We start from the raw sequence: 17,032 nt of genomic DNA on the forward strand, positions 1-17,032 counted from the left end.
ATCCAGGGAACTCCAATGAAAACTGAAACCGCTTACGCGGCGTTGCTGCTCGGCGCCTCCATGCTTGCGATCGCCCCGCAGGCCCGTGCGCAGGAGGCTGTCGAAGCCCCCGCAGCCGAGGAGAGCGACGACGTCGTGGTGGTGGTTGGTGCGCTGACCGACGTGGATCTGGATCGCAAGGCGATCCAGGCGATTCAGGCGAACGACCTGTCCGACCTGTTCCGCAACGTGCCCTCGGTGGCGGTCGGCGGATCGATCGGCATCGCACAGAAGATCTATGTGCGCGGGCTCGAGGATTCGATGCTCAACGTGACCATCGATGGCGCCCCGCAGCGCGGCACCTTGTTCCACCATGTCGGCCGCGTCAGCATCGAGCCGGAACTGCTCAAGAGCGTCCAGGTTCAGGCCGGCGCGGGCGAGGCGGATTCGGGCTTTGGCGCGATCGGCGGCGCGATCCGCTTCCGTACGGTCGATCCCACCGACCTGCTGCGCGACGGCCGCGACTATGGCGTGATGGCCAAGGGCGGCTGGTTCAGCAATGACGGCTATAAGCTGTCGGGCACCGTCTATGCGCGCCTTACCGGCGATATCGGCATCCTCGCTTCGTACGTGCATGTCGACCGCGAGGACTTCAAGGACGGCAACGGCACCACCCTGCGCGGCACCGCCGCCAAGCAGCAGCTGGGCTTCGTCAAGATCGGCGGCGACCTCGGCGCCGGACATCGCCTGACGCTGAGCTATGAGCAGCGCAAGGAAGAGGGCGATTTCGGCGTGCGCCCGAACTGGCCGGTGCTTGCGAATGACCGGCTGTTCGCGGTCGAGGGCACGCGCAAGACCGCGATCGCCAACTATGGTTTCGACACCGCCGTGGGGATCGACCTGGAGGCGACTGGTTACTGGACTCGCACCGAATTCACCCAGAACCGCTCCGATCGCTGGGGCCTCTACGGCGCGAATATCGACAGCTGGGGCTTCGATGCGCGCGCGCGGATCCGTCGCGGCGGGCATGACGTGACCGTCGGCTTCGAACACCGCTCCGACCGTGTCGTTGGCCGCTATCTCGGCGCGCCCGCCCAGTGGCAGGGCTGGGCCTGGGATCCGGCGGTCGGCCGGTTCGAGGAGAAGGGCGCGCTGATGGGCGTCTATATCCAGGATCGCTGGCGCGTGTTCGAGCCGCTGCTGCTCAGCTTCGGCGCGCGCTACGACGCCTATGATCTCGACCAGGTGACCTATCGCAAGGGCATCGACAGCGATGGTGTCAGCTTCAACGCGGGCGCGACGCTCGACGTGCTGCCGGGTCTGTCACTCAACGCCGGCTATGCCGAGGCGTTTCGCGGCAAGGAGATCGGCGACGGCTTCACGCTGGAGAAGCGTCCCGGCCGCATCTCGCTCGCGCCGGGCCTAAAGCCCGAGCGCGTCGAGAATATCGAAGGCGGCGTGAAATACGATCGCAACGGCATCACCGCATCGGCGGTCTATTACCGCACCAAGATCCGCGACGTCGTACTCGACCAGCTCGGCGCGGTCCGCACCCCCGGCACGATCCAGGACGCGGTCTATTACGAGAATGTCGGCAGCTTCAAAGCCGAGGGCTTCGAGCTGCGTGCCGGCTATCGCACCGGCCCCTTCTCGATCGAGGGCTATTACAACCACTATGATTCGCGCCTCAACGGCAAGCGGATCGAGGGGTATGAGCAGATTGCGCTCGGCAATTCGGTCGGCGACAATTGGGCGGTGACCGCCGCGTTCGAACCCTCGTCCGACCTCAGCCTGCGCGCCACCGTGACCCGCTATGAGGACCTCAACGATATCGAGGTGCTGTTCCGTGAGAAACAGCTCGGCTTCGTCAACAAGACCTACTTCATCGACAAGCCGGGCTATGCGGTGGTCGACATCTCGGGCACGTGGCGCCCGTTCGGCACCGACATGATCGAGCTGCAGGCGGCGGTCTACAATCTGCTCGACAAACAATATCGCGCGCATGCCAGCGTCGGCGACTACAGCCAGATCGGCGTGGCGGGGTATGAGATCGTGCGCGGCCTGCCCGAGCCGGGCCGCAACATCCGCCTCAGCGTCTCGTTCCGCTACTGATGACCTTGTCGCCACCTGCCGCGAAGCGCCGGTGGCGGCCGTTCGCGCGGATCTGGCACCGCTGGTTCGGGATTCTTGGCGGGCTGTGGCTGTTGCTGCTGGCCGTCACCGGATCGGCGGTGACCTTCTATGACGAGCTCGACAGCTGGCTGAACCCGGATCTGCGGACGATCCCGGTAGCGGCGCTGCAGCACGCCTCGATCGACCTTGCCGTCACCCGGGCACAGGCGGCGCTGCCGGGGTTCGCGCCCAACAACATCCTGATGCCGTCGCATCCGCGCGGCACGATCTGGATGCTCGGCCGCGCGCCGGTGGGGGAGGGGAAACCGCGCCCCGTCCAGCTCTTCGCCGACCCGCGCGACGGGCGGGTGCTCGGCTGGCGGGAGAGCGGCAAGGTGTCGCTCGACCGGCGGCATGTGATGGACGTGCTCTACGGGCTGCATGTCGATCTGCTCGCGGGCGCGTGGATGACCTGGTTCTTCGGGCTGGTGTCGCTTGCCTGGCTGATCGATCACGCCATCGCGCTGTGGCTGGCGATGCCGGCGCTGACGAAGTGGCGCAGCGCCTTCGCGGTCGCCGGCAAGCCGGGCAGCCTGCGCCGGTTGTTCGACTGGCACCGTGCGCCGGGCATGTGGGCCTGGCCCGTCACTTTCGTGCTTGCGCTGACCGGCGTGACGCTCGCCTGGCCCGACGACAGCCGCAGCGCGGTGGCGGTGATATCGCCGATCAACGAGCGGCTCCATGAGCATTGGCCCGATGTCGAGCCGCCCGCGAGTCCGGTCGGACTGGAGGCGGCGATGGCGAGAGTGACGCCCGATCGTTCGCAGGTGCACAGCTTGCGGGTCCTGCCCGATCATGCCGCCTATGCCGTGCGCACCTTCGACCCGCGCGATCGCGACGATCAGGGGCGGCTATGGACCTATGTCGCGATGACCGATGGCCGCATCCTCGCGACGCGGCATGACAATGGGGAGAGCGCGGGCGACCAGTTCTTCGCCTGGCAATATCCGCTCCATTCGGGGAAGGCGTTTGGCGCCGTGGGACGTTGGCTGGTTTTCGTTTCCGGAATCGTCACCGCCGCATTGGTCGTGACCGGCTGGATGCTGTGGCTGCGCAGGCGGCGACAGCACCGCGTTTCGGCGCGCTGAATCCGCGAAGGGAATAAACCACCTCCGGCGCGCGTATGCCGTGCATGTCTGTCTCCGCGTCCCCGCTTTTCCCCACCGGCGCCTCGCGTGCCCGGTCCTCCGCGCGCCCGATCCGCGTGGCCTTGTTCTCCGGCAATTATGATTGTGTCCGCGACGGTGCCAACCGCGCGCTCAACCGGCTGGTCGCGCATCTCCTCGACAAGGAAGGGGCGGAGGTACGCGTCTTTTCCCCGCGCGCGCCGAAGCCGGCCTTTGCCTCCGCGGGCGATGTTCGCGCGGTCCGCTCGCTCGCCTTGCCGGGGCGGCCCGAATACCGGCTGGCGCTGGGCCTGACCCGCGCGACGAGAGCGGAGCTTGAAACCTTCGCGCCGGACATCGTCCACCTCTCCGCGCCCGACCTGCTCGGGCGCCAGGCGCAGAAATGGGCGAGGGCAAAGGGGATTCCGGTGGTCGCGAGCCTGCATACGCGGTTCGAAACCTATCCTGCTTATTACGGCATGGGCTTCCTCCGCCCGATGCTCGAACGCTATCTCGACCGCTTCTACGGCGATTGCGACCTGATCCTCGCCCCGACCCTGCCGATCGCCAACGAGCTTGCGGCCAAGCATGGCGCGGGCCGCGTATCGGTGTGGAGCCGCGGGATCGATCCGGCGGCCTTCCACCCCTCGCTGCGCGACGAGACGACCCGGGCGGCATTCGGCTATGCGGCCGACGACGTCGTCCCGCTCTTCTTCGGGCGGCTCGTTCAGGAAAAGGGGTTGGGCGTGTTCGCCGACACGATCGATGCCTTGCGCGCATCGGGCCAGATGGTGCGCCCGCTGATCGTCGGCGAAGGGCCTGCGCGCGGCTGGTTCGAAAAGCGGGTGCCCGACGCGGTGTTCGCTGGCCATCTCGAAGGCGCGGCCCTGGGGCGTGCGGTGGCCAGCGCCGATATCCTGATCAACCCCAGCGTGACCGAAGCGTTCGGCAATGTGAACCTGGAGGCGATGGCGAGCGGCCTCGCGGTGGTGTCCGCCGATGTACCCAGCGCATCGTCATTGATCGCGGACGGGCGCACCGGCTGGCTGGTCGAAGCACACAAACCCGCCGCCTATGCGCGCGCCGCCCGGATGCTGATGCAGGAGGCGCCGCTTCGTCGCGCGATCGGCACGGCGGCGAGCAAGGAAGCGTCGCGCTATCGCTGGGACGATGTGCTGGCGGGGGTCGCGGCGGACTATCGCCGCTGCCGCGCGCTTGGCGGCGCCACTATGGACGCGGACCCCCGGTTGCTGCAGGAACTGGCGGCGTGAACCCGGATGCCGACATCCCCGGCGACCTGATCGCGATGCGCCGCTATGCGCGCGCACTCACGCGTGACGAACAGGATGCCGACGATGTCGTGCAGGACGCGATCCTGCGCGCGATCGAGCGTGAGCGCAGCTTCAAGCCGGAATTCAGCCGCCGCCGCTGGCTGTTGGCGATCGTCCATAACGTCTTCATCTCGAGCAAGCGGCGCGAAGCGGCCGAGGCGCGCCGCAACGATCGCTTCGCCGAGACGCTGGAACGCAATCCCGACCTCGAGCAGGAGCAGCGTGTCCGCCTCTCGCGGATCGCCAGCGCCTATGCGGGCCTGCCCGAGCATCACCGCGCGGTGCTTCACCTGATCGCGGTGGAAGGGCTGAGCTATCAGGAAGTGGCGGACGTACTCGACATACCGGTCGGGACGGTGATGTCGCGACTGTCGCGTGCGCGCGAGTCATTGAAGCAACTGGAACAGGGGCCGTCTCCCTTGCGTATCGTCGGAGGGGGAAATGGCTGAGCAGTCTTCGGAGTTCGAACTCCACGCCTATGTCGACGGCCAACTCGATCCCACGCGACGTTTCGCGGTCGAATCGCGGCTGGCGCAGGATCCCGATCGTGCGGCCTGGGTGATGGGGGAGCTGAGCAATCGCACCGCACTACAGCTGCTCGCCGACGATCCGCGCCCGGTCGCGCCCGCGGCGATCGAGCGGGTGTCGCGGCTCGGCATGACATCGTCGAAGCGGTTCATCCGCCGTGGCGCGATCTTCGGCGGACTCTCGCTGGCGGCCGCCGCGTCGATGGTGCTGGCATGGCCTGCGGGGACGCCCGGCTATGTCGATTATGCCGTCAGCTCGCACCGGATCGCGATGATGCGCGCCAACATGCCCTCGCAGATCGAAGCGCCGACGCTCGACGCCCGGGAGATCGAGAGTCGCACCAGCATCGACCTGCCCGTGCTGCCCGCCGACTGGCGCGTAACCGATGTCCAGCTCTTCCCCACCGATGAGGGGCCGGCGCTTCAGGTCGCGGTGACCACGGGCGACGGCCTGCGTTTGTCGCTCTTCGCGCTCAAGTCGCGCAGCGATGCGCCCAAACGCCCCAGCGCGGTGCGTGAAGGGCTGCAATCGGTGGCCTATTGGCGGCGCAACGACATGTCCTATGCGCTGACCGGCGATGGCGACCCCGGCGCGATGGACGCGCGCGCGGAATCCCTGGTGCAGATCCGCTCCTGAACTCGAGCGGTAAGGGGCCGCGCGACGGCTCAGCCCTGGTCGTGGACCGCGCCGACATGGGTTTCGCCGCGCGCTTCGGCCAGCATCGTCTGGCGGTGACGCTCGGCATAGCGCGCGCGCTGCTCGTCGGTGCGTTGGTCGTGACAGGCGGGGCAACTGACACCTTCGACGAATAGTGGCGAGCCGCGCTGCTCGGGCGTCACCGGCATGCGGCAGGCACGGCAAAGCTGGTTGTCGCCCGGTGCCAGCCCGTGGCCGACCGACACCCGCTCGTCAAAGACGAAACACTCGCCCTCCCACCGGCTGTCTTCGGCCGGCACGGTCTCCAGATAGGCCAGGATACCGCCCTTCAGGTGATAGACCTCGTCCAGTCCCTCCGCCTTCAGGAACGCGGTCGATTTCTCGCAGCGAATGCCACCGGTGCAGAACATCGCGATCTTCGGCTGCGTCTCGCCGTCCAGCAGCCTCTCCCGGTTCGCCTGGAACCATTCGGGAAAGTCGCGGAAGGTGCGCGTGCGCGGGTCGATCGCGCCGGTAAAGCTGCCCAGCGCGACTTCATAGTCGTTGCGCGTATCGATCACGATCGTGTCGGGCCGGTCGATCAGCGCGTTCCAGTCGGCGGGCGCGACATAATGGCCGGTATCGAGCGGATCGATGTCCGGCTGACCCATCGTCACGATCTCCTGCTTCAGCCGGACCTTCATCCGGTGGAACGGCATTTCCGGCGCGCGCGATTCCTTGATCTCGATCTCGGCGCAGCCGGGCAGGGCGCGGATATGGGCCAGAACCTGCTCGATCCCGTCGTCGGTCCCGGCGATCGTGCCGTTGATGCCCTCGCGGGCCAGCAGCAACGTGCCCTTGACGCCCAGCGCGCGGCAGGTCCGCGCCAGCGGCGCCTTGATCCGCTCAAGGTCCGCAAAGGGGGTGAACTGGTACAGCGCGACGACGCGGATCGGATGAACGGGGTGGGTCACTGAAATTCTGGTCCTGAGAGGCGCTTTCCACCGCGCCCTAGCGATATTGCGTGGATTCGTCATGTGGGGAGCGCCCAACGGAAGGGGCCGGGATCGTACCCGGCCCCTTCCGTTTCACGATTGCAGGAATAGCCTAGGTCACATCCAGCGTGAATCGCACCGTCTTCGCGGGTGCGACACCGCGATCGAACGGCCGGGCATAGGCGAAGCTGACAATATGCTTGCCCTTGGCGGTCGGCTTCAGCCGGAAACTCTGGGTCTCCCATCCGCCGGGAAGGCTGCCGCCGCTGGTCACCGGATCGCCGAGTTGCCTGACCGGCCCGGCCTTGACGAGCGTCCACGCATAGCCCGTGCCGAGCTGGGCCTTGAGGCGGATCTCGACGGAGCCGCCAAGCGGGACGGCGCGGGTTGCGCCGTCCTCGCCCTCGGTCAGCACGACCGCCGACTGGCTCTCCGCGGAGTCCGTGCCCGTTCCGTTCACGGCGCAGGCCGGCGTGGCGAGCAGCAACGCAGCGGGCGCCAGCGCCAGCAGCGTTCGCCCTGTCCTTGCGATCGTGCCATGCATATCATCTCTCCGATACCGTTACCGTGTCGGCGCGATCAGAATCTGCCGGCGCCGGACCAACTCGAGAAGCGCCGGATTGATGACCAGCTGTTGCGGCGCGGGACGTACCCAGGCGGCGGCATATCCGATGCTGTTCGCGCCATATTTGATCCACATATAGCCGCTTTCGCCCCAGCCGGTTCCCCAGGAGTTGCGAATGCGCCAGGCGCCCTTGGAATCGTCCCAACCGACGATAACGACGCCGTGGTTAATCCAGCCTGTATCGTTCTGGTTGAAGACGCCCGACGTATAGGCCTGGAAGGCGGGGGTGACCCGGACGGCGACCGCGAGCGGGCCGTGGGTCACGAGCGCGCCCTTGAGCTGGGCGACGCTCGGTACCTCTGCCTTGACGGTGACGAAACCCCATGCCGCGGCCTTGTAGAGGCCGGTGGGGGCGGGCGTGCACACGCCGTTGGATGCCGTATAGGGGGTCTGCGCTTCGCTGCGGACCTTGTTACCCAGCATCCAGTTGAAGACCGGGTCCCACCAGCCGCCCGCGCAACTGCCCGATCCGGCACATGAAACGACATGCTGTTCGGAAGAGTCGATCAGTGCGTTGAAACGGAGATTATAGGTGCCCTCATAGGCGCCCAGCGCGGTGAAGGCCCAGCAGCTTCCGCAACCGCCCTGATTGCGAACCGGCGGCATTTTTGCCTGATAGCTGCAGGTTGCCGATCCGGCGGTGCAGGGCAGCAGCGCGAGCCGGATATTCTTTGCGGACAGATACCGGTTGTCGAGTTCGATGGCATCGACCGCGAACCGGTTCTGCGCCGTTGCCTTTGCCTCCAGTTCGGCCGGCTCGGGCAGCTTCAAGCCGGTGAGTTGCTCGATCGGCCGGTCGAGCGCGGTGGTATAGCCGATGTTGAAGGTCCATCTCTCGGCGACGGCGGCCTGCCGAAGCTGGCTGACCTGCGCCTTGATCTGCGGCGACGCCCGGGTGAGGCGGCTGGCGTAGAAGGGGGATTCGGTCAGCTGTACCTGTTTGAGCTGCACGCCCTTTGCGACGGTCCGGTCCTGGGCGTTGCCGGCGAATATCGGGATCGCGCCGATTGCGACAAATGCTGCCACACCCAACAGCGCGGCGCTGCTTTGCTTCATCCTGTCCATATTTTTGCTCCGCAGAATATAGGTTTCACGCGAACGCAACGTCAGGCTCATAATTGAAATGCTCTAGCGACTCCAATCGCGAGCAAGATGAGTTATGTCAGGATGACGCGCTGGAGTCGATAGATCGATGATAGATTTTTATGGTTTCTGTTCGGAAACGGTTGCAGAATCGGAACGAAAATGAGCTGTTCATACTTGTACAAATCGATGAAGATCCTGAATATTGATTGGAACGAGAGTTAACACTGACTTCAATGTTCCTGTCCAGTTCGCCGGGATGTACGGTCGGTGGGCGTGGACGAAAGGCCGTTCAGGCTGGCACGCGCGGACGCAACCGTGCCGGGCGCGATGCCTCCTCCTCATGATCCTGCGTGTCGCCGAAGTGATCGGCGACGGTGCGCCCGTCGGCGCGATAGCGGTCACGGAACAGGAAGCCGATCATCTCGTGCAGCCAGACGCGCCGCCCCATGCGGTAATACCAGCGGATCGCGTGCCGTATCTTCGGGTCCGGGTGCCAAGCCCAGCGGAGTAAAGCGCGCGGGCGAAGCTGGGCGATCGCCTCGATCGCCTTTACCCACAGGAACAGCCGCCACGGCGCCATCCCCGCCACGCCGAGCACAGGGTGCTTATAGTCCCATTTGGTCGCGTCCGTCTGGATGACCGGCCGGTCGCGGGCGAGGCGATAATAGGGTGTCCAGCGATGCGGCGTGACATAGAGCGACTGGATCTGATCGGGGTCATAGGAGACGATCTGGCGCAGGCCGCGCCACATGCTGGCATTGGTCTCGTTGTCGAATCCGGCGACCCAGGTTGTCATCGACAGGATGCCATGGCGCCGCAGCAGCCGGATCGCCTCGCGATCGGCGGTGGTCGATCCGCCTTTGCGGATCAGCTTCAGCGTCGCCTCGTCCGTATTCTCCATGCCCAGGAGGAAGCGTTCGAAGCCTGCCTGCTTGTAGAGGTGGAGGATGTCGGCATCGCGCACGATGTCGTCGGCACGGGTGGAGCCGACCAGGGTGACCGATACTCTCTCGGCGATCAGCGCCTCGAGGAACGCCTGCCAGGGTTTGCGCCCGGCGCTCGGATTCTCGTCGGCGAAGTTGAACACCTCGACGCCGTGCTCGCGGTGAAGCCGGGCGATCTCCCTTGCCAGCAATACCGGGTCGCGGTGACGCCAGCGGGTCCAGAAGCCGCGTTGGCCGCAATAGTTGCAGAGATGCGGACAGCCGCGGGAGAACTGGATGACCACCGCGCGCTTGCCGCCCCAATAGCTGTAGCGGTGGTGGTCGATCAGTTCCCAGCCGACGCGGTAGGCGTCGAGATCGACGATGACCGGCGCGGGTGGCGTGCCGATCGGCGTGCCGTCGCGGCGAAACGCGATGCCGGGGATGTCGTCGAGCGGGGCCCCTTCAGCCAGCGCGCGGATCAGGCGATGCGCCGTCTCCTCGCCCTCACCGCGAACGATGGCATCGACATGGGGTTCGTCGCGCAGGATCTCGCGCCAGAAATAGGTGGGGTGAACGCCGCCATAGATGATGTGCGCGTCAGGCAGCGCGGCGGCGACATCGGCCGCGACCCGGCGGATGATCGGCTGGGCGGAAGAGGAGCCGGAATGACCGAACAGGATCGCCTCGGGCGCGTGAGCGATGATCCGTTCGACCAGTTCGGGCAATGGCATCGGGCCGAACTCGCCATCGATCAGGTCGACCACATGGCCGTCGTCGATCAGCGGGCCGCCGATCGAAAGCAGGCCCAGCGGCGGTAGCTGTTCCCTTGGGATGCGGCTGCCGATGGCGGGATGCGGGATGTTGACGAGCAGGATGCGCAAGGGGCCGAACCTCCGATGTTGAACCGGGCTTCGGATGGGGGCGACGTTCCATGAGCGTCATGAGCGGTGCGTGAGGAATCGTTGATCACGCGCGTGCGGGCAAAGAAAAAGGGCCGGGGTTTCCCCCGGCCCTCTTCGTGTTTCGCTGGTGGCGAAGATCAGACCGCCGAAACCTCGGCGACGTCGATCTTCACGCCCGGGCCCATCGAGGACGAGACCGCGACCTTGCGCAGATACTTGCCCTTGGCGCCCGACGGCTTGGCCTTGACCACCGCGTCGACCAGCGCGTCGAAGTTCGAACGCAGATCTGCGGCCGAGAACGACGCCTTGCCGATGCCCGAATGGATGATGCCGGCCTTCTCGACGCGATACTCGACCTGGCCGCCCTTGGCGGCCTTGACGGCTTCGGCGACGTTCATGGTGACGGTGCCGAGCTTCGGGTTCGGCATCAGGCCCTTCGGACCCAGCACCTTACCGAGACGGCCGACCAGGCCCATCATGTCCGGGGTCGCGATGCAGCGATCGAACTCGATCTTGCCGCCCTGAACGATCTCGAGCAGGTCTTCCGCGCCGACCACGTCCGCACCGGCTTCGCGGGCTTCGTCAGCCTTTGCGCCCTTGGCGAACACGCCCACGCGCACGGTCTTGCCGGTGCCGGCGGGCAGGGTGACGACGCCACGGACCATCTGGTCGGCGTGACGCGGGTCGACGCCCAGGTTCAGCGCGACTTCGATCGTCTCGTCGAACTTGGCGGTGGCGTTCTTCTGCGCCAGCGCGATTGCTTCGTCGACGCCGTACAGCTTCTCGCGGTCAACCGCGGTCGCCATGGCCTTCGCCTTCTTCGTCAGCTTTGCCATGTGATCAGCCCTCCACCACTTCGAGGCCCATCGCGCGAGCGGAGCCTTCGATGATCTTCGTTGCGGCGTCGATGTCGTTCGCGTTCAGATCCTTCATCTTCGCGGTCGCGATTTCCGCGAGCTGCGAGCGCTTGATCTTGCCTGCCGAAATCTTGCCCGGCTCCTTCGAACCCGACTTCAGGCCGACGGCCTTCTTGATCAGGTAGGTCGCGGGCGGCTGCTTCGTCTCGAAGCTGAAGCTGCGGTCGGCATAGACGGTGATGACGGTGGGGAGGGGCGTGCCCTTTTCCACTTCGCCGGTCGCCGCGTTGAACGCCTTGCAGAATTCCATGATGTTCACGCCGCGCTGACCCAGGGCAGGGCCGATCGGCGGCGAGGGGTTGGCGGAGCCCGCAGGCACCTGGAGCTTGATATAGCCCGTAATCTTCTTAGCCATGTTTCACTCTCTAGCTGGCCAGGTCGCCCCGGCCGGTTCAAGTTTAGCGGTACAGACGAATGCCGAGGCACTCTCCCGCAAATTCCAATGCTGTCGCTCTGGAAGGCGGCGCGCATAGCGCCACGGGGCCTCAAAGGCAAGAGCGCGGCCGATTGTTGGATACATGTTGGAATTGGACCAGCATGACATGGGGCGGCAGCGATTCGTTCGTACGCCCCTTGCCTTCCCGTCGATCAAACTTTAGGGGCAAACGCCGCACAGGGGTGTAGCTCAGCTGGTTAGAGCGTCGGTCTCCAAAACCGAAGGCCCTCGGTTCGAATCCGAGCTCCCCTGCCATCCTTTTCAAGGATCTCCCCTACATGTTCCGTGCGCTGTACGACTGGACGCTCAGGCTTGCCGGTCATCGCCACGCCGATCGCTATCTCGCGACGGTATCGTTCGCCGAATCGAGCTTTTTTCCCATTCCCCCTGACGTGATGCTGGTGCCGATGGTGCTGGCGCGCCGCGATCAGGCGTACCGAATCGCGACGATCTGTACGATCGCGTCGGTGCTGGGCGGGTTGTTCGGCTATGCGATCGGCTATTTCCTGACCGGATTCGCGCACCAGGTGCTCGAATTCTTCCGCCATGGCGCGTTCGAGGATTTCACCGCCGCCTATCAGAAGTACGGCGCGGCGCTGATCCTGGTGAAGGGGCTGACGCCGATTCCGTTCAAACTGGTGACGATCGCCAGCGGCCTGTCGCATTATCCCCTTGGTATCTTCATCCTCCTCTGCACCATCACCCGGGGCGCCCGCTTCTTCGTCGTCGCGTTTCTGCTCAAGAAATATGGAGAACCCGTGCAGAAGGTGCTTGAGGAACGGCTGAACCTGATCGGCTGGATCGTTCTCGCGGCGCTGATTGGTGGATTCGCGGTGGTTGCTTTGATTTAGTTTTTCACTCCCGGCATTCGCCGCACTGGCGGACGAGGCGAGCGGATTCAGGGATGAACTACCCAGTTTGTGATTATTTGGTTACAATTTCTGCGCTTTAGGTAGCGCAACAGGAAATATTGCGCTTGCGAAATTTTCAACGCCCGCCTATCTGCCGCTTGCCTTTGCGCAAACCGAAGGGGAAGTAACGTGTTTAAGAAGATTGCTCTTGCTGTGGCAGCTTCGACGATGGCGATGAGCGGTGTTGCTCACGCTTCGGCGGCTCAGTCGCTCAGCCTCAAGAACGTGCCGGTCCGCGCTTCGACCGACGCCTCGAAGTCGAACGCTCAGGGCGAAGGTATCAGCCCGCTGTTCATCGTCGGTGGCATCATCGCTGTCGTCGCGATCCTCGAGATCACCGGCGCGATCAACATCTTCGGTGACTCGGACAGCAACTAAGGTTGTTGTCGATCGTCACGGTCGAGGAAAATGGCGGCTCCGGCCGCCATTTTTTTTGCTTTGCAGCACTGAATATGCTGCACAGGCGAACGCTTCACCCTATCTCCCCGCCGGTTCGTCCTGTCCGGATTGCCGCAATGGAACGTGCGTGGGCGCGGCCGGTTCAACCTCTGCCTGTCTGATCGCGCCTGAAGGCGATCCGGTATCCGGATCCTCGCGCATCGAAGTGGAGGAAGGACATGCTCAAATCTCTATCGACGCTGCTAGCGTCGCTTTCGCTGGTAACAGCGGTCGCCGTGCACGCCGCGCCCGCGCAATCGCTCAGCCTTGCCAATTCGCCACAGATCGATCGCGCATCGACGACCGCGGGGCCGAGCAACGCCCAAAGCGGGGCCGGGGCCGGCATTTATGTGATCAGCGCGATCGTCGCGGGACTCATGATCTGGGGCATTGTCGAACTGGCGAGCGGCGACGATTCGCCGGACAGCCCCTAGTTTCCCTTTCCCCGGCAACGGCCCGCAGCGGGCGCCCCTTCGTGCGGGCGCCCGCTTTCGTCTGCGTGTCGCGGGGGCCGTTGCGAGGCGGATATCACGGGTCTTGCCCCGCCGCACCCAAGTCGCTAGATACCAGCCCCAATCCGACAGCGTGATGGGTGTTCGCCGGGTCTCTCAAGAGGGGCCGGGCGGCGGACCCTGTCCCGAAGCCGGGCAACCAATTTGCGAGGCAACAGGTGGCTAAGACCAGTCCGCTCGAATTCATGCGCCAGGTACAGGCAGAGACCAAGAAGGTCGTCTGGCCGACCCGCAAGGAAACCGTGATGACCGCCGTGATGGTGCTGATCATGGCGACGCTGCTCGGCCTGTTCTTCTTCGGTGTGGACAGCGCGTTCGACGCGATCGTCCGCTTCCTGCTCAGCCTCGCTGAACGCAACTGAGCCAATAACGGGATAACCAATGGCGCGCTGGTACATCATTCACGCCTATTCGGGCTTCGAGAACAAGGTGCGGGATCAGATCCTGTCCGACGCGACGCGGCTGGGCCTCGACGCGCTGGTCGAGGCGGTCGAGGTTCCGGTCGAGACCGTGACCGAGGTTCGCCGCGGCAAGAAGGTGCAGTCGGAGCGCAAGTTCTTCCCCGGCTACGTCCTCGCCAAGTTGGCGATGAACGATGACGTCTATCACCTCGTCAAGAACACGCCGAAGGTGACAGGCTTCCTCGGCAGCTCGGGCAAGCCCCAGCCGATCAGCGAGGCCGAGGCCGCGCGCATCCTCAACACCAAGGAGGAAGCCGCCGCCGCGCCCAAGACGCAGATCAAGGTCGATTACGAGATCGGCGATGCGGTCAAGGTGCTGGAAGGCCCGTTCGCGAGCTTCAACGGCGTGGTCGAGGAACTCGACTTCGACAAGTCGAAGGTCAAGGTCAGCGTGTCGATCTTCGGTCGCGCAACCCCGGTCGAGCTGGACTTCGACCAGGTCGAGCGCTCGAAGTAAGCGCCGCGACATCGCAGGATTACGGGAGGCCGGGGCGAAAGCTCCGGCCTTCTTGCTTTCGGCGATCAGAATTTGGGCCAGCTCGGTGCGTGCGGGGGTGGCGACACCGTTGCTGGGGTCCTAGTCATGTCGCAGGTGAATGATTCACGGGGGAGGCGATATGCGGGTCGATCGGCGGACACTGATTCTGGGTGCGGCGGCTGTGGCGGTGGCGGGGCAAGCCCGGGCACAAGGCCGCGCAGGCGGTTGGTACGACCGTGCCATCGTCATCGATGCGCTCGGCGGGATGGGTGACCCCTATGCCCCCGACGACGTGTTGCGCATGAGCGACCGGGGATGGGCCGAGACGTTGGCCAGCGGCGTGACGATGGTACGCGACACCGTCTTCCCCGTCGGCAATGTCGTCGACGCCTGGGCTGACTACGCAAAGAGCATCGAGGGCAAGAAGGCGTATCTCGCCGCCAATCCCGATCGCCTGCTGCTCGTGCGGAGCGCGGCGGATATTGTGAAGGCGAAGCGCGACGGCAAGTTCGGTATCCTGCTGGGGACGCAGGATACGACCATGGTGGGGCCGCAACTCGACCGTTTCGCGCAGCTGAAGAAGGACGGGGTGATGACCGTCCAGCTGACCTACAACAACCGCAATTTGAGCGGGGACGGGTCGCTGGAGCCGGACAATGCCGGTCTGTCCAAGCTTGGCCGCGCGACGATCGAGCGGATCGAGGCGGAGAAATTGCTGCTCGACCTCAGCCATGGCGGCGCGCGGACGATGGCTGAGGCCGCGGCGCACGCCAAACGGCCGCCGGTCATCAGCCATAGCGGCGCACGCGCGCTGACGGACCATCCGCGCAACACGGCGGACGAGACGATCCGCGCGGTCGCGAACAAGGGGGGCGTGGTCGGCGTCTATTTCATGCCGTTCCTGACGCTCGACAGCCAGCCCAAGGGTGCCGACCTGATCCGCCATATCGAGCATGTCGCCAATGTCGCGGGCGAGGACCATGTCGGGATCGGCACCGATAACGGCGTGCTGCCCCAGCTCGTCGACGAAGCGGCCAAGGAGCGTAATCGCCGCTGGGCGATGGAGCGGAGCAAGGCGGGCATCGCGGCGCCGGGGGAGGGGCCGGATGTGTTTCCGATCGTTGCCGAGTATAACAGCGTCGATCGCTACCGCCGCCTCGCCGTGGCGCTGGAGCGGCGCGGCTGGTCAACGACCCGGCTGGAGAAGCTGTTCGGGGGTAATTTCCTGAGGGTCTATCGCGACGCTTGGGGCGGGTGAATAGCAGGCGCTTGAGATCTTGTGAGGTCTTGGCTTCGTGAAATTGAAGGTCGAGGCCAGTGTGTCGATCGCCGGTCCTTTTGCAACGAGTGAACGGGGGTCGACATTAGCCCCTGTTCAGTCGGTCAGCTATGGATCGATCTCGGCGTGAAGCTAATGTTTTGCAGTTCTGCTCGTTGAAATTCGCGATAGTGATTCTCATATGAGAATTACGCCGCTTTACTCATATGAGTGAGAATTCTGTCCGGCGTTGTCTCTTTACGATCAGAAATTCATTTGATTGGCTTTCCTGAGGCAGGAAACGCAATCGCCGCGTCCGGGCCTAGACAGCCGGATGGGGCGATGTGGAGAGACGTACCCCATGATCGCCTACTTCCTTCTGGTTCATCGCTACCCCGCCCAGTTCAAGCAGCTCTTCAAGGCGATCTATCTGCCGGGCAACCAATATGTGGTTCATGTGGACAAGAGTTCCGGCAAGGCCTTGGCGGACGAAGTTTCAACGTTTCTCAAGCCCTATCAGGGGGTCGATCTGCTGGAGCCGCAGGATGCGCTATGGGGCGGATATAGTCTCGTCGAAGCAGAATTGCGCGGCATGGCGCGCCTGCTTGAGATGGATAACCGTTGGTCCCACTACATCAATCTGTCCGGTCAGGATTTCCCGCTCAAAAGCCAGAATTATGTCCGTGAATTCTTCGCCGCCAATCCAGGCAAGCAATTCATTCGCGCCCTCGATCAACGCAAGGAACGGCCGGACACGCTAAACCGTATCAGCCACCTCTTCGTCGAGGAGAACGGCGCGATGACCGCCACGGGAGTGGCACGACCGTATCTGCCTGGTGATACCCCCTTTATCGGCACGCAGTGGAAGGCCGTCACCCGCAGCTTCTGTGAGTATGTCTGCCACGATCCTCGGGTCGAGCGGTTCAAGACCTTTTATCGCAACAGCTTCATTGCGGACGAGGCGTTCTTCCAGACCGTGATCATGAACAGCGACGATCCGGGCATCGTTATGAACGATGACTTGCGGATGATCGATTGGGTTCCGGATGGGGATATCAAGCTGCGTCCCCGCGACTATGACGAAGGGGACTTTGGTAAGCTGCAACGCAGCCCCGACCTCTTCGCCCGCAAGTTCGATGCCGAGAACGGTTCAAGAATTCTCGCATTGCTTGAACGCCATCTGCGATCCCCGGCGGCGAACCACTATCTGCGGAGAGTTCCTGCGCCGATGCCGCCGTCATATGCCAGAACAGCGGACGCGGCCTTCGCCTAGCCGCTTCGGCCCCCGCGACCCCAGTCCTTCTTCCAATCTCGATCCGCCACCCCCGGATATCG

General features: G+C 64.5%; 18 protein-coding genes and 1 tRNA gene. 13 read left to right on the forward strand and 6 right to left on the reverse strand.

Going from position 1 to position 17,032, the window contains the following annotated elements:
- The first annotated feature begins 15 nt into the window (after nucleotides 1–15).
- The 5 genes from AC07M1_RS05310 to AC07M1_RS05330 are packed head-to-tail and all read left to right on the forward strand — an operon-like array spanning nucleotide 16 to nucleotide 5,752.
- Entirely contained in the window at nucleotides 16–2,091 is a 2,076-nt protein-coding gene (locus tag AC07M1_RS05310) for a TonB-dependent receptor domain-containing protein (protein WP_495161522.1), read from the forward strand.
- A complete protein-coding gene (locus tag AC07M1_RS05315) occupies nucleotides 2,091–3,239 on the forward strand; it encodes a PepSY-associated TM helix domain-containing protein (RefSeq protein WP_495161523.1) in 1,149 nt (382 codons plus the stop codon). The genes AC07M1_RS05310 and AC07M1_RS05315 overlap by 1 nt, the downstream gene beginning before the upstream one ends.
- A 44-nt stretch (nucleotides 3,240–3,283) precedes the next feature.
- Nucleotides 3,284–4,528 (forward strand): glycosyltransferase family 4 protein, encoded by a 1,245-nt coding sequence (locus AC07M1_RS05320; protein WP_495161524.1) that lies wholly within the window; start codon nucleotides 3,284–3,286, stop codon nucleotides 4,526–4,528.
- Nucleotides 4,525–5,037, forward strand: coding sequence for a sigma-70 family RNA polymerase sigma factor (locus AC07M1_RS05325; RefSeq protein ID WP_495161525.1), 513 nt, complete (start codon nucleotides 4,525–4,527; stop codon nucleotides 5,035–5,037). Before AC07M1_RS05320 ends, AC07M1_RS05325 begins: the two co-directional genes overlap by 4 nt.
- Complete coding sequence (locus tag AC07M1_RS05330; protein WP_495161526.1) at nucleotides 5,030–5,752, forward strand: anti-sigma factor family protein; 723 nt, start codon at nucleotides 5,030–5,032, stop codon at nucleotides 5,750–5,752. The genes AC07M1_RS05325 and AC07M1_RS05330 overlap by 8 nt, the downstream gene beginning before the upstream one ends.
- Before the next feature lie 29 nt (nucleotides 5,753–5,781).
- On the opposite strand, the gene trhO is transcribed toward AC07M1_RS05330, so the two are convergent.
- The 6 genes from trhO to rplK all read right to left on the reverse strand — a co-directional run bounded on the left by trhO (nucleotide 5,782) and on the right by rplK (nucleotide 11,558).
- Entirely contained in the window at nucleotides 5,782–6,726 is a 945-nt protein-coding gene (trhO, locus tag AC07M1_RS05335) for an oxygen-dependent tRNA uridine(34) hydroxylase TrhO (RefSeq protein WP_495161527.1), read from the reverse strand.
- A gap of 133 nt (nucleotides 6,727–6,859) precedes the next feature.
- Nucleotides 6,860–7,291 carry a protease inhibitor I42 family protein gene (locus AC07M1_RS05340; RefSeq protein WP_495161528.1) on the reverse strand — a complete coding sequence of 144 codons (432 nt, stop codon included), beginning with the start codon at nucleotides 7,289–7,291 and terminating at the stop codon, nucleotides 6,860–6,862.
- An 18-nt stretch (nucleotides 7,292–7,309) separates the two neighbouring features.
- Nucleotides 7,310–8,428 (reverse strand): C1 family peptidase, encoded by a 1,119-nt coding sequence (locus AC07M1_RS05345; protein ID WP_495161529.1) that lies wholly within the window; start codon nucleotides 8,426–8,428, stop codon nucleotides 7,310–7,312.
- 319 nt (nucleotides 8,429–8,747) lie between these two features.
- On the reverse strand, nucleotides 8,748–10,265 hold the full coding sequence (gene bchE / locus AC07M1_RS05350) for a magnesium-protoporphyrin IX monomethyl ester anaerobic oxidative cyclase (RefSeq protein ID WP_495161530.1): 1,518 nt from the start codon (nucleotides 10,263–10,265) through the stop codon (nucleotides 8,748–8,750).
- Between the two features lie 158 nt (nucleotides 10,266–10,423).
- Nucleotides 10,424–11,122, reverse strand: coding sequence for a 50S ribosomal protein L1 (gene rplA / locus AC07M1_RS05355; RefSeq protein ID WP_495161531.1), 699 nt, complete (start codon nucleotides 11,120–11,122; stop codon nucleotides 10,424–10,426).
- Between the two features lie 4 nt (nucleotides 11,123–11,126).
- On the reverse strand, nucleotides 11,127–11,558 hold the full coding sequence (gene rplK, locus AC07M1_RS05360) for a 50S ribosomal protein L11 (protein ID WP_495161532.1): 432 nt from the start codon (nucleotides 11,556–11,558) through the stop codon (nucleotides 11,127–11,129).
- A gap of 259 nt (nucleotides 11,559–11,817) precedes the next feature.
- Here rplK and AC07M1_RS05365 point away from each other — a divergent pair.
- From AC07M1_RS05365 to AC07M1_RS05400, 8 genes are all read left to right on the forward strand, one after another.
- Nucleotides 11,818–11,894 (forward strand) — tRNA-Trp (locus AC07M1_RS05365).
- A 23-nt stretch (nucleotides 11,895–11,917) separates the two neighbouring features.
- Entirely contained in the window at nucleotides 11,918–12,490 is a 573-nt protein-coding gene (locus AC07M1_RS05370) for a YqaA family protein (RefSeq protein WP_495161533.1), read from the forward strand.
- Nucleotides 12,491–12,679: 189 nt separating this feature from the next.
- Nucleotides 12,680–12,928 carry a hypothetical protein gene (locus tag AC07M1_RS05375; protein WP_495161534.1) on the forward strand — a complete coding sequence of 83 codons (249 nt, stop codon included), beginning with the start codon at nucleotides 12,680–12,682 and terminating at the stop codon, nucleotides 12,926–12,928.
- 239 nt (nucleotides 12,929–13,167) lie between these two features.
- Nucleotides 13,168–13,422: a hypothetical protein gene (locus tag AC07M1_RS05380; protein ID WP_495161535.1), complete on the forward strand. Its 255-nt coding sequence runs from the start codon at nucleotides 13,168–13,170 to the stop codon at nucleotides 13,420–13,422.
- Between the two features lie 236 nt (nucleotides 13,423–13,658).
- The gene (secE, locus tag AC07M1_RS05385; protein ID WP_495161536.1) at nucleotides 13,659–13,862 is read left to right on the forward strand and encodes a preprotein translocase subunit SecE; all 204 of its coding nucleotides are present in this window, start codon (nucleotides 13,659–13,661) and stop codon (nucleotides 13,860–13,862) included.
- 19 nt (nucleotides 13,863–13,881) lie between these two features.
- Nucleotides 13,882–14,418, forward strand: coding sequence for a transcription termination/antitermination protein NusG (nusG, locus tag AC07M1_RS05390; RefSeq protein WP_066576721.1), 537 nt, complete (start codon nucleotides 13,882–13,884; stop codon nucleotides 14,416–14,418).
- Nucleotides 14,419–14,578: 160 nt separating this feature from the next.
- Complete coding sequence (locus tag AC07M1_RS05395) at nucleotides 14,579–15,697, forward strand: dipeptidase (protein ID WP_495161537.1); 1,119 nt, start codon at nucleotides 14,579–14,581, stop codon at nucleotides 15,695–15,697.
- 361 nt (nucleotides 15,698–16,058) lie between these two features.
- Nucleotides 16,059–16,970 carry a beta-1,6-N-acetylglucosaminyltransferase gene (locus tag AC07M1_RS05400; protein WP_495161538.1) on the forward strand — a complete coding sequence of 304 codons (912 nt, stop codon included), beginning with the start codon at nucleotides 16,059–16,061 and terminating at the stop codon, nucleotides 16,968–16,970.
- The last annotated feature ends 62 nt before the right edge of the window (nucleotides 16,971–17,032 follow it).

This window comes from Sphingomonas sp. GW821-FHT10C01, assembly GCF_059415525.1.

Bases quoted from the DNA above. Each gene is read 5' to 3' on its own strand.
- AC07M1_RS05310 (WP_495161522.1), top strand. From the start codon at position 16: ATGAAAACTGAAACCGCTTACGCGGCGTTGCTGCTCGGCGCCTCCATG.
- AC07M1_RS05315 (WP_495161523.1), top strand. From the start codon at position 2,091: ATGACCTTGTCGCCACCTGCCGCGAAGCGCCGGTGGCGGCCGTTCGCG.
- AC07M1_RS05320 (WP_495161524.1), top strand. From the start codon at position 3,284: ATGTCTGTCTCCGCGTCCCCGCTTTTCCCCACCGGCGCCTCGCGTGCC.
- AC07M1_RS05330 (WP_495161526.1), top strand. From the start codon at position 5,030: ATGGCTGAGCAGTCTTCGGAGTTCGAACTCCACGCCTATGTCGACGGC.
- AC07M1_RS05340 (WP_495161528.1), bottom strand. From the start codon at position 7,291: ATGCATGGCACGATCGCAAGGACAGGGCGAACGCTGCTGGCGCTGGCG.
- AC07M1_RS05345 (WP_495161529.1), bottom strand. From the start codon at position 8,428: ATGAAGCAAAGCAGCGCCGCGCTGTTGGGTGTGGCAGCATTTGTCGCA.
- rplA (WP_495161531.1), bottom strand. From the start codon at position 11,122: ATGGCAAAGCTGACGAAGAAGGCGAAGGCCATGGCGACCGCGGTTGAC.
- rplK (WP_495161532.1), bottom strand. From the start codon at position 11,558: ATGGCTAAGAAGATTACGGGCTATATCAAGCTCCAGGTGCCTGCGGGC.
- AC07M1_RS05370 (WP_495161533.1), top strand. From the start codon at position 11,918: ATGTTCCGTGCGCTGTACGACTGGACGCTCAGGCTTGCCGGTCATCGC.
- AC07M1_RS05380 (WP_495161535.1), top strand. From the start codon at position 13,168: ATGCTCAAATCTCTATCGACGCTGCTAGCGTCGCTTTCGCTGGTAACA.
- nusG (WP_066576721.1), top strand. From the start codon at position 13,882: ATGGCGCGCTGGTACATCATTCACGCCTATTCGGGCTTCGAGAACAAG.
- AC07M1_RS05395 (WP_495161537.1), top strand. From the start codon at position 14,579: ATGCGGGTCGATCGGCGGACACTGATTCTGGGTGCGGCGGCTGTGGCG.
- AC07M1_RS05400 (WP_495161538.1), top strand. From the start codon at position 16,059: ATGATCGCCTACTTCCTTCTGGTTCATCGCTACCCCGCCCAGTTCAAG.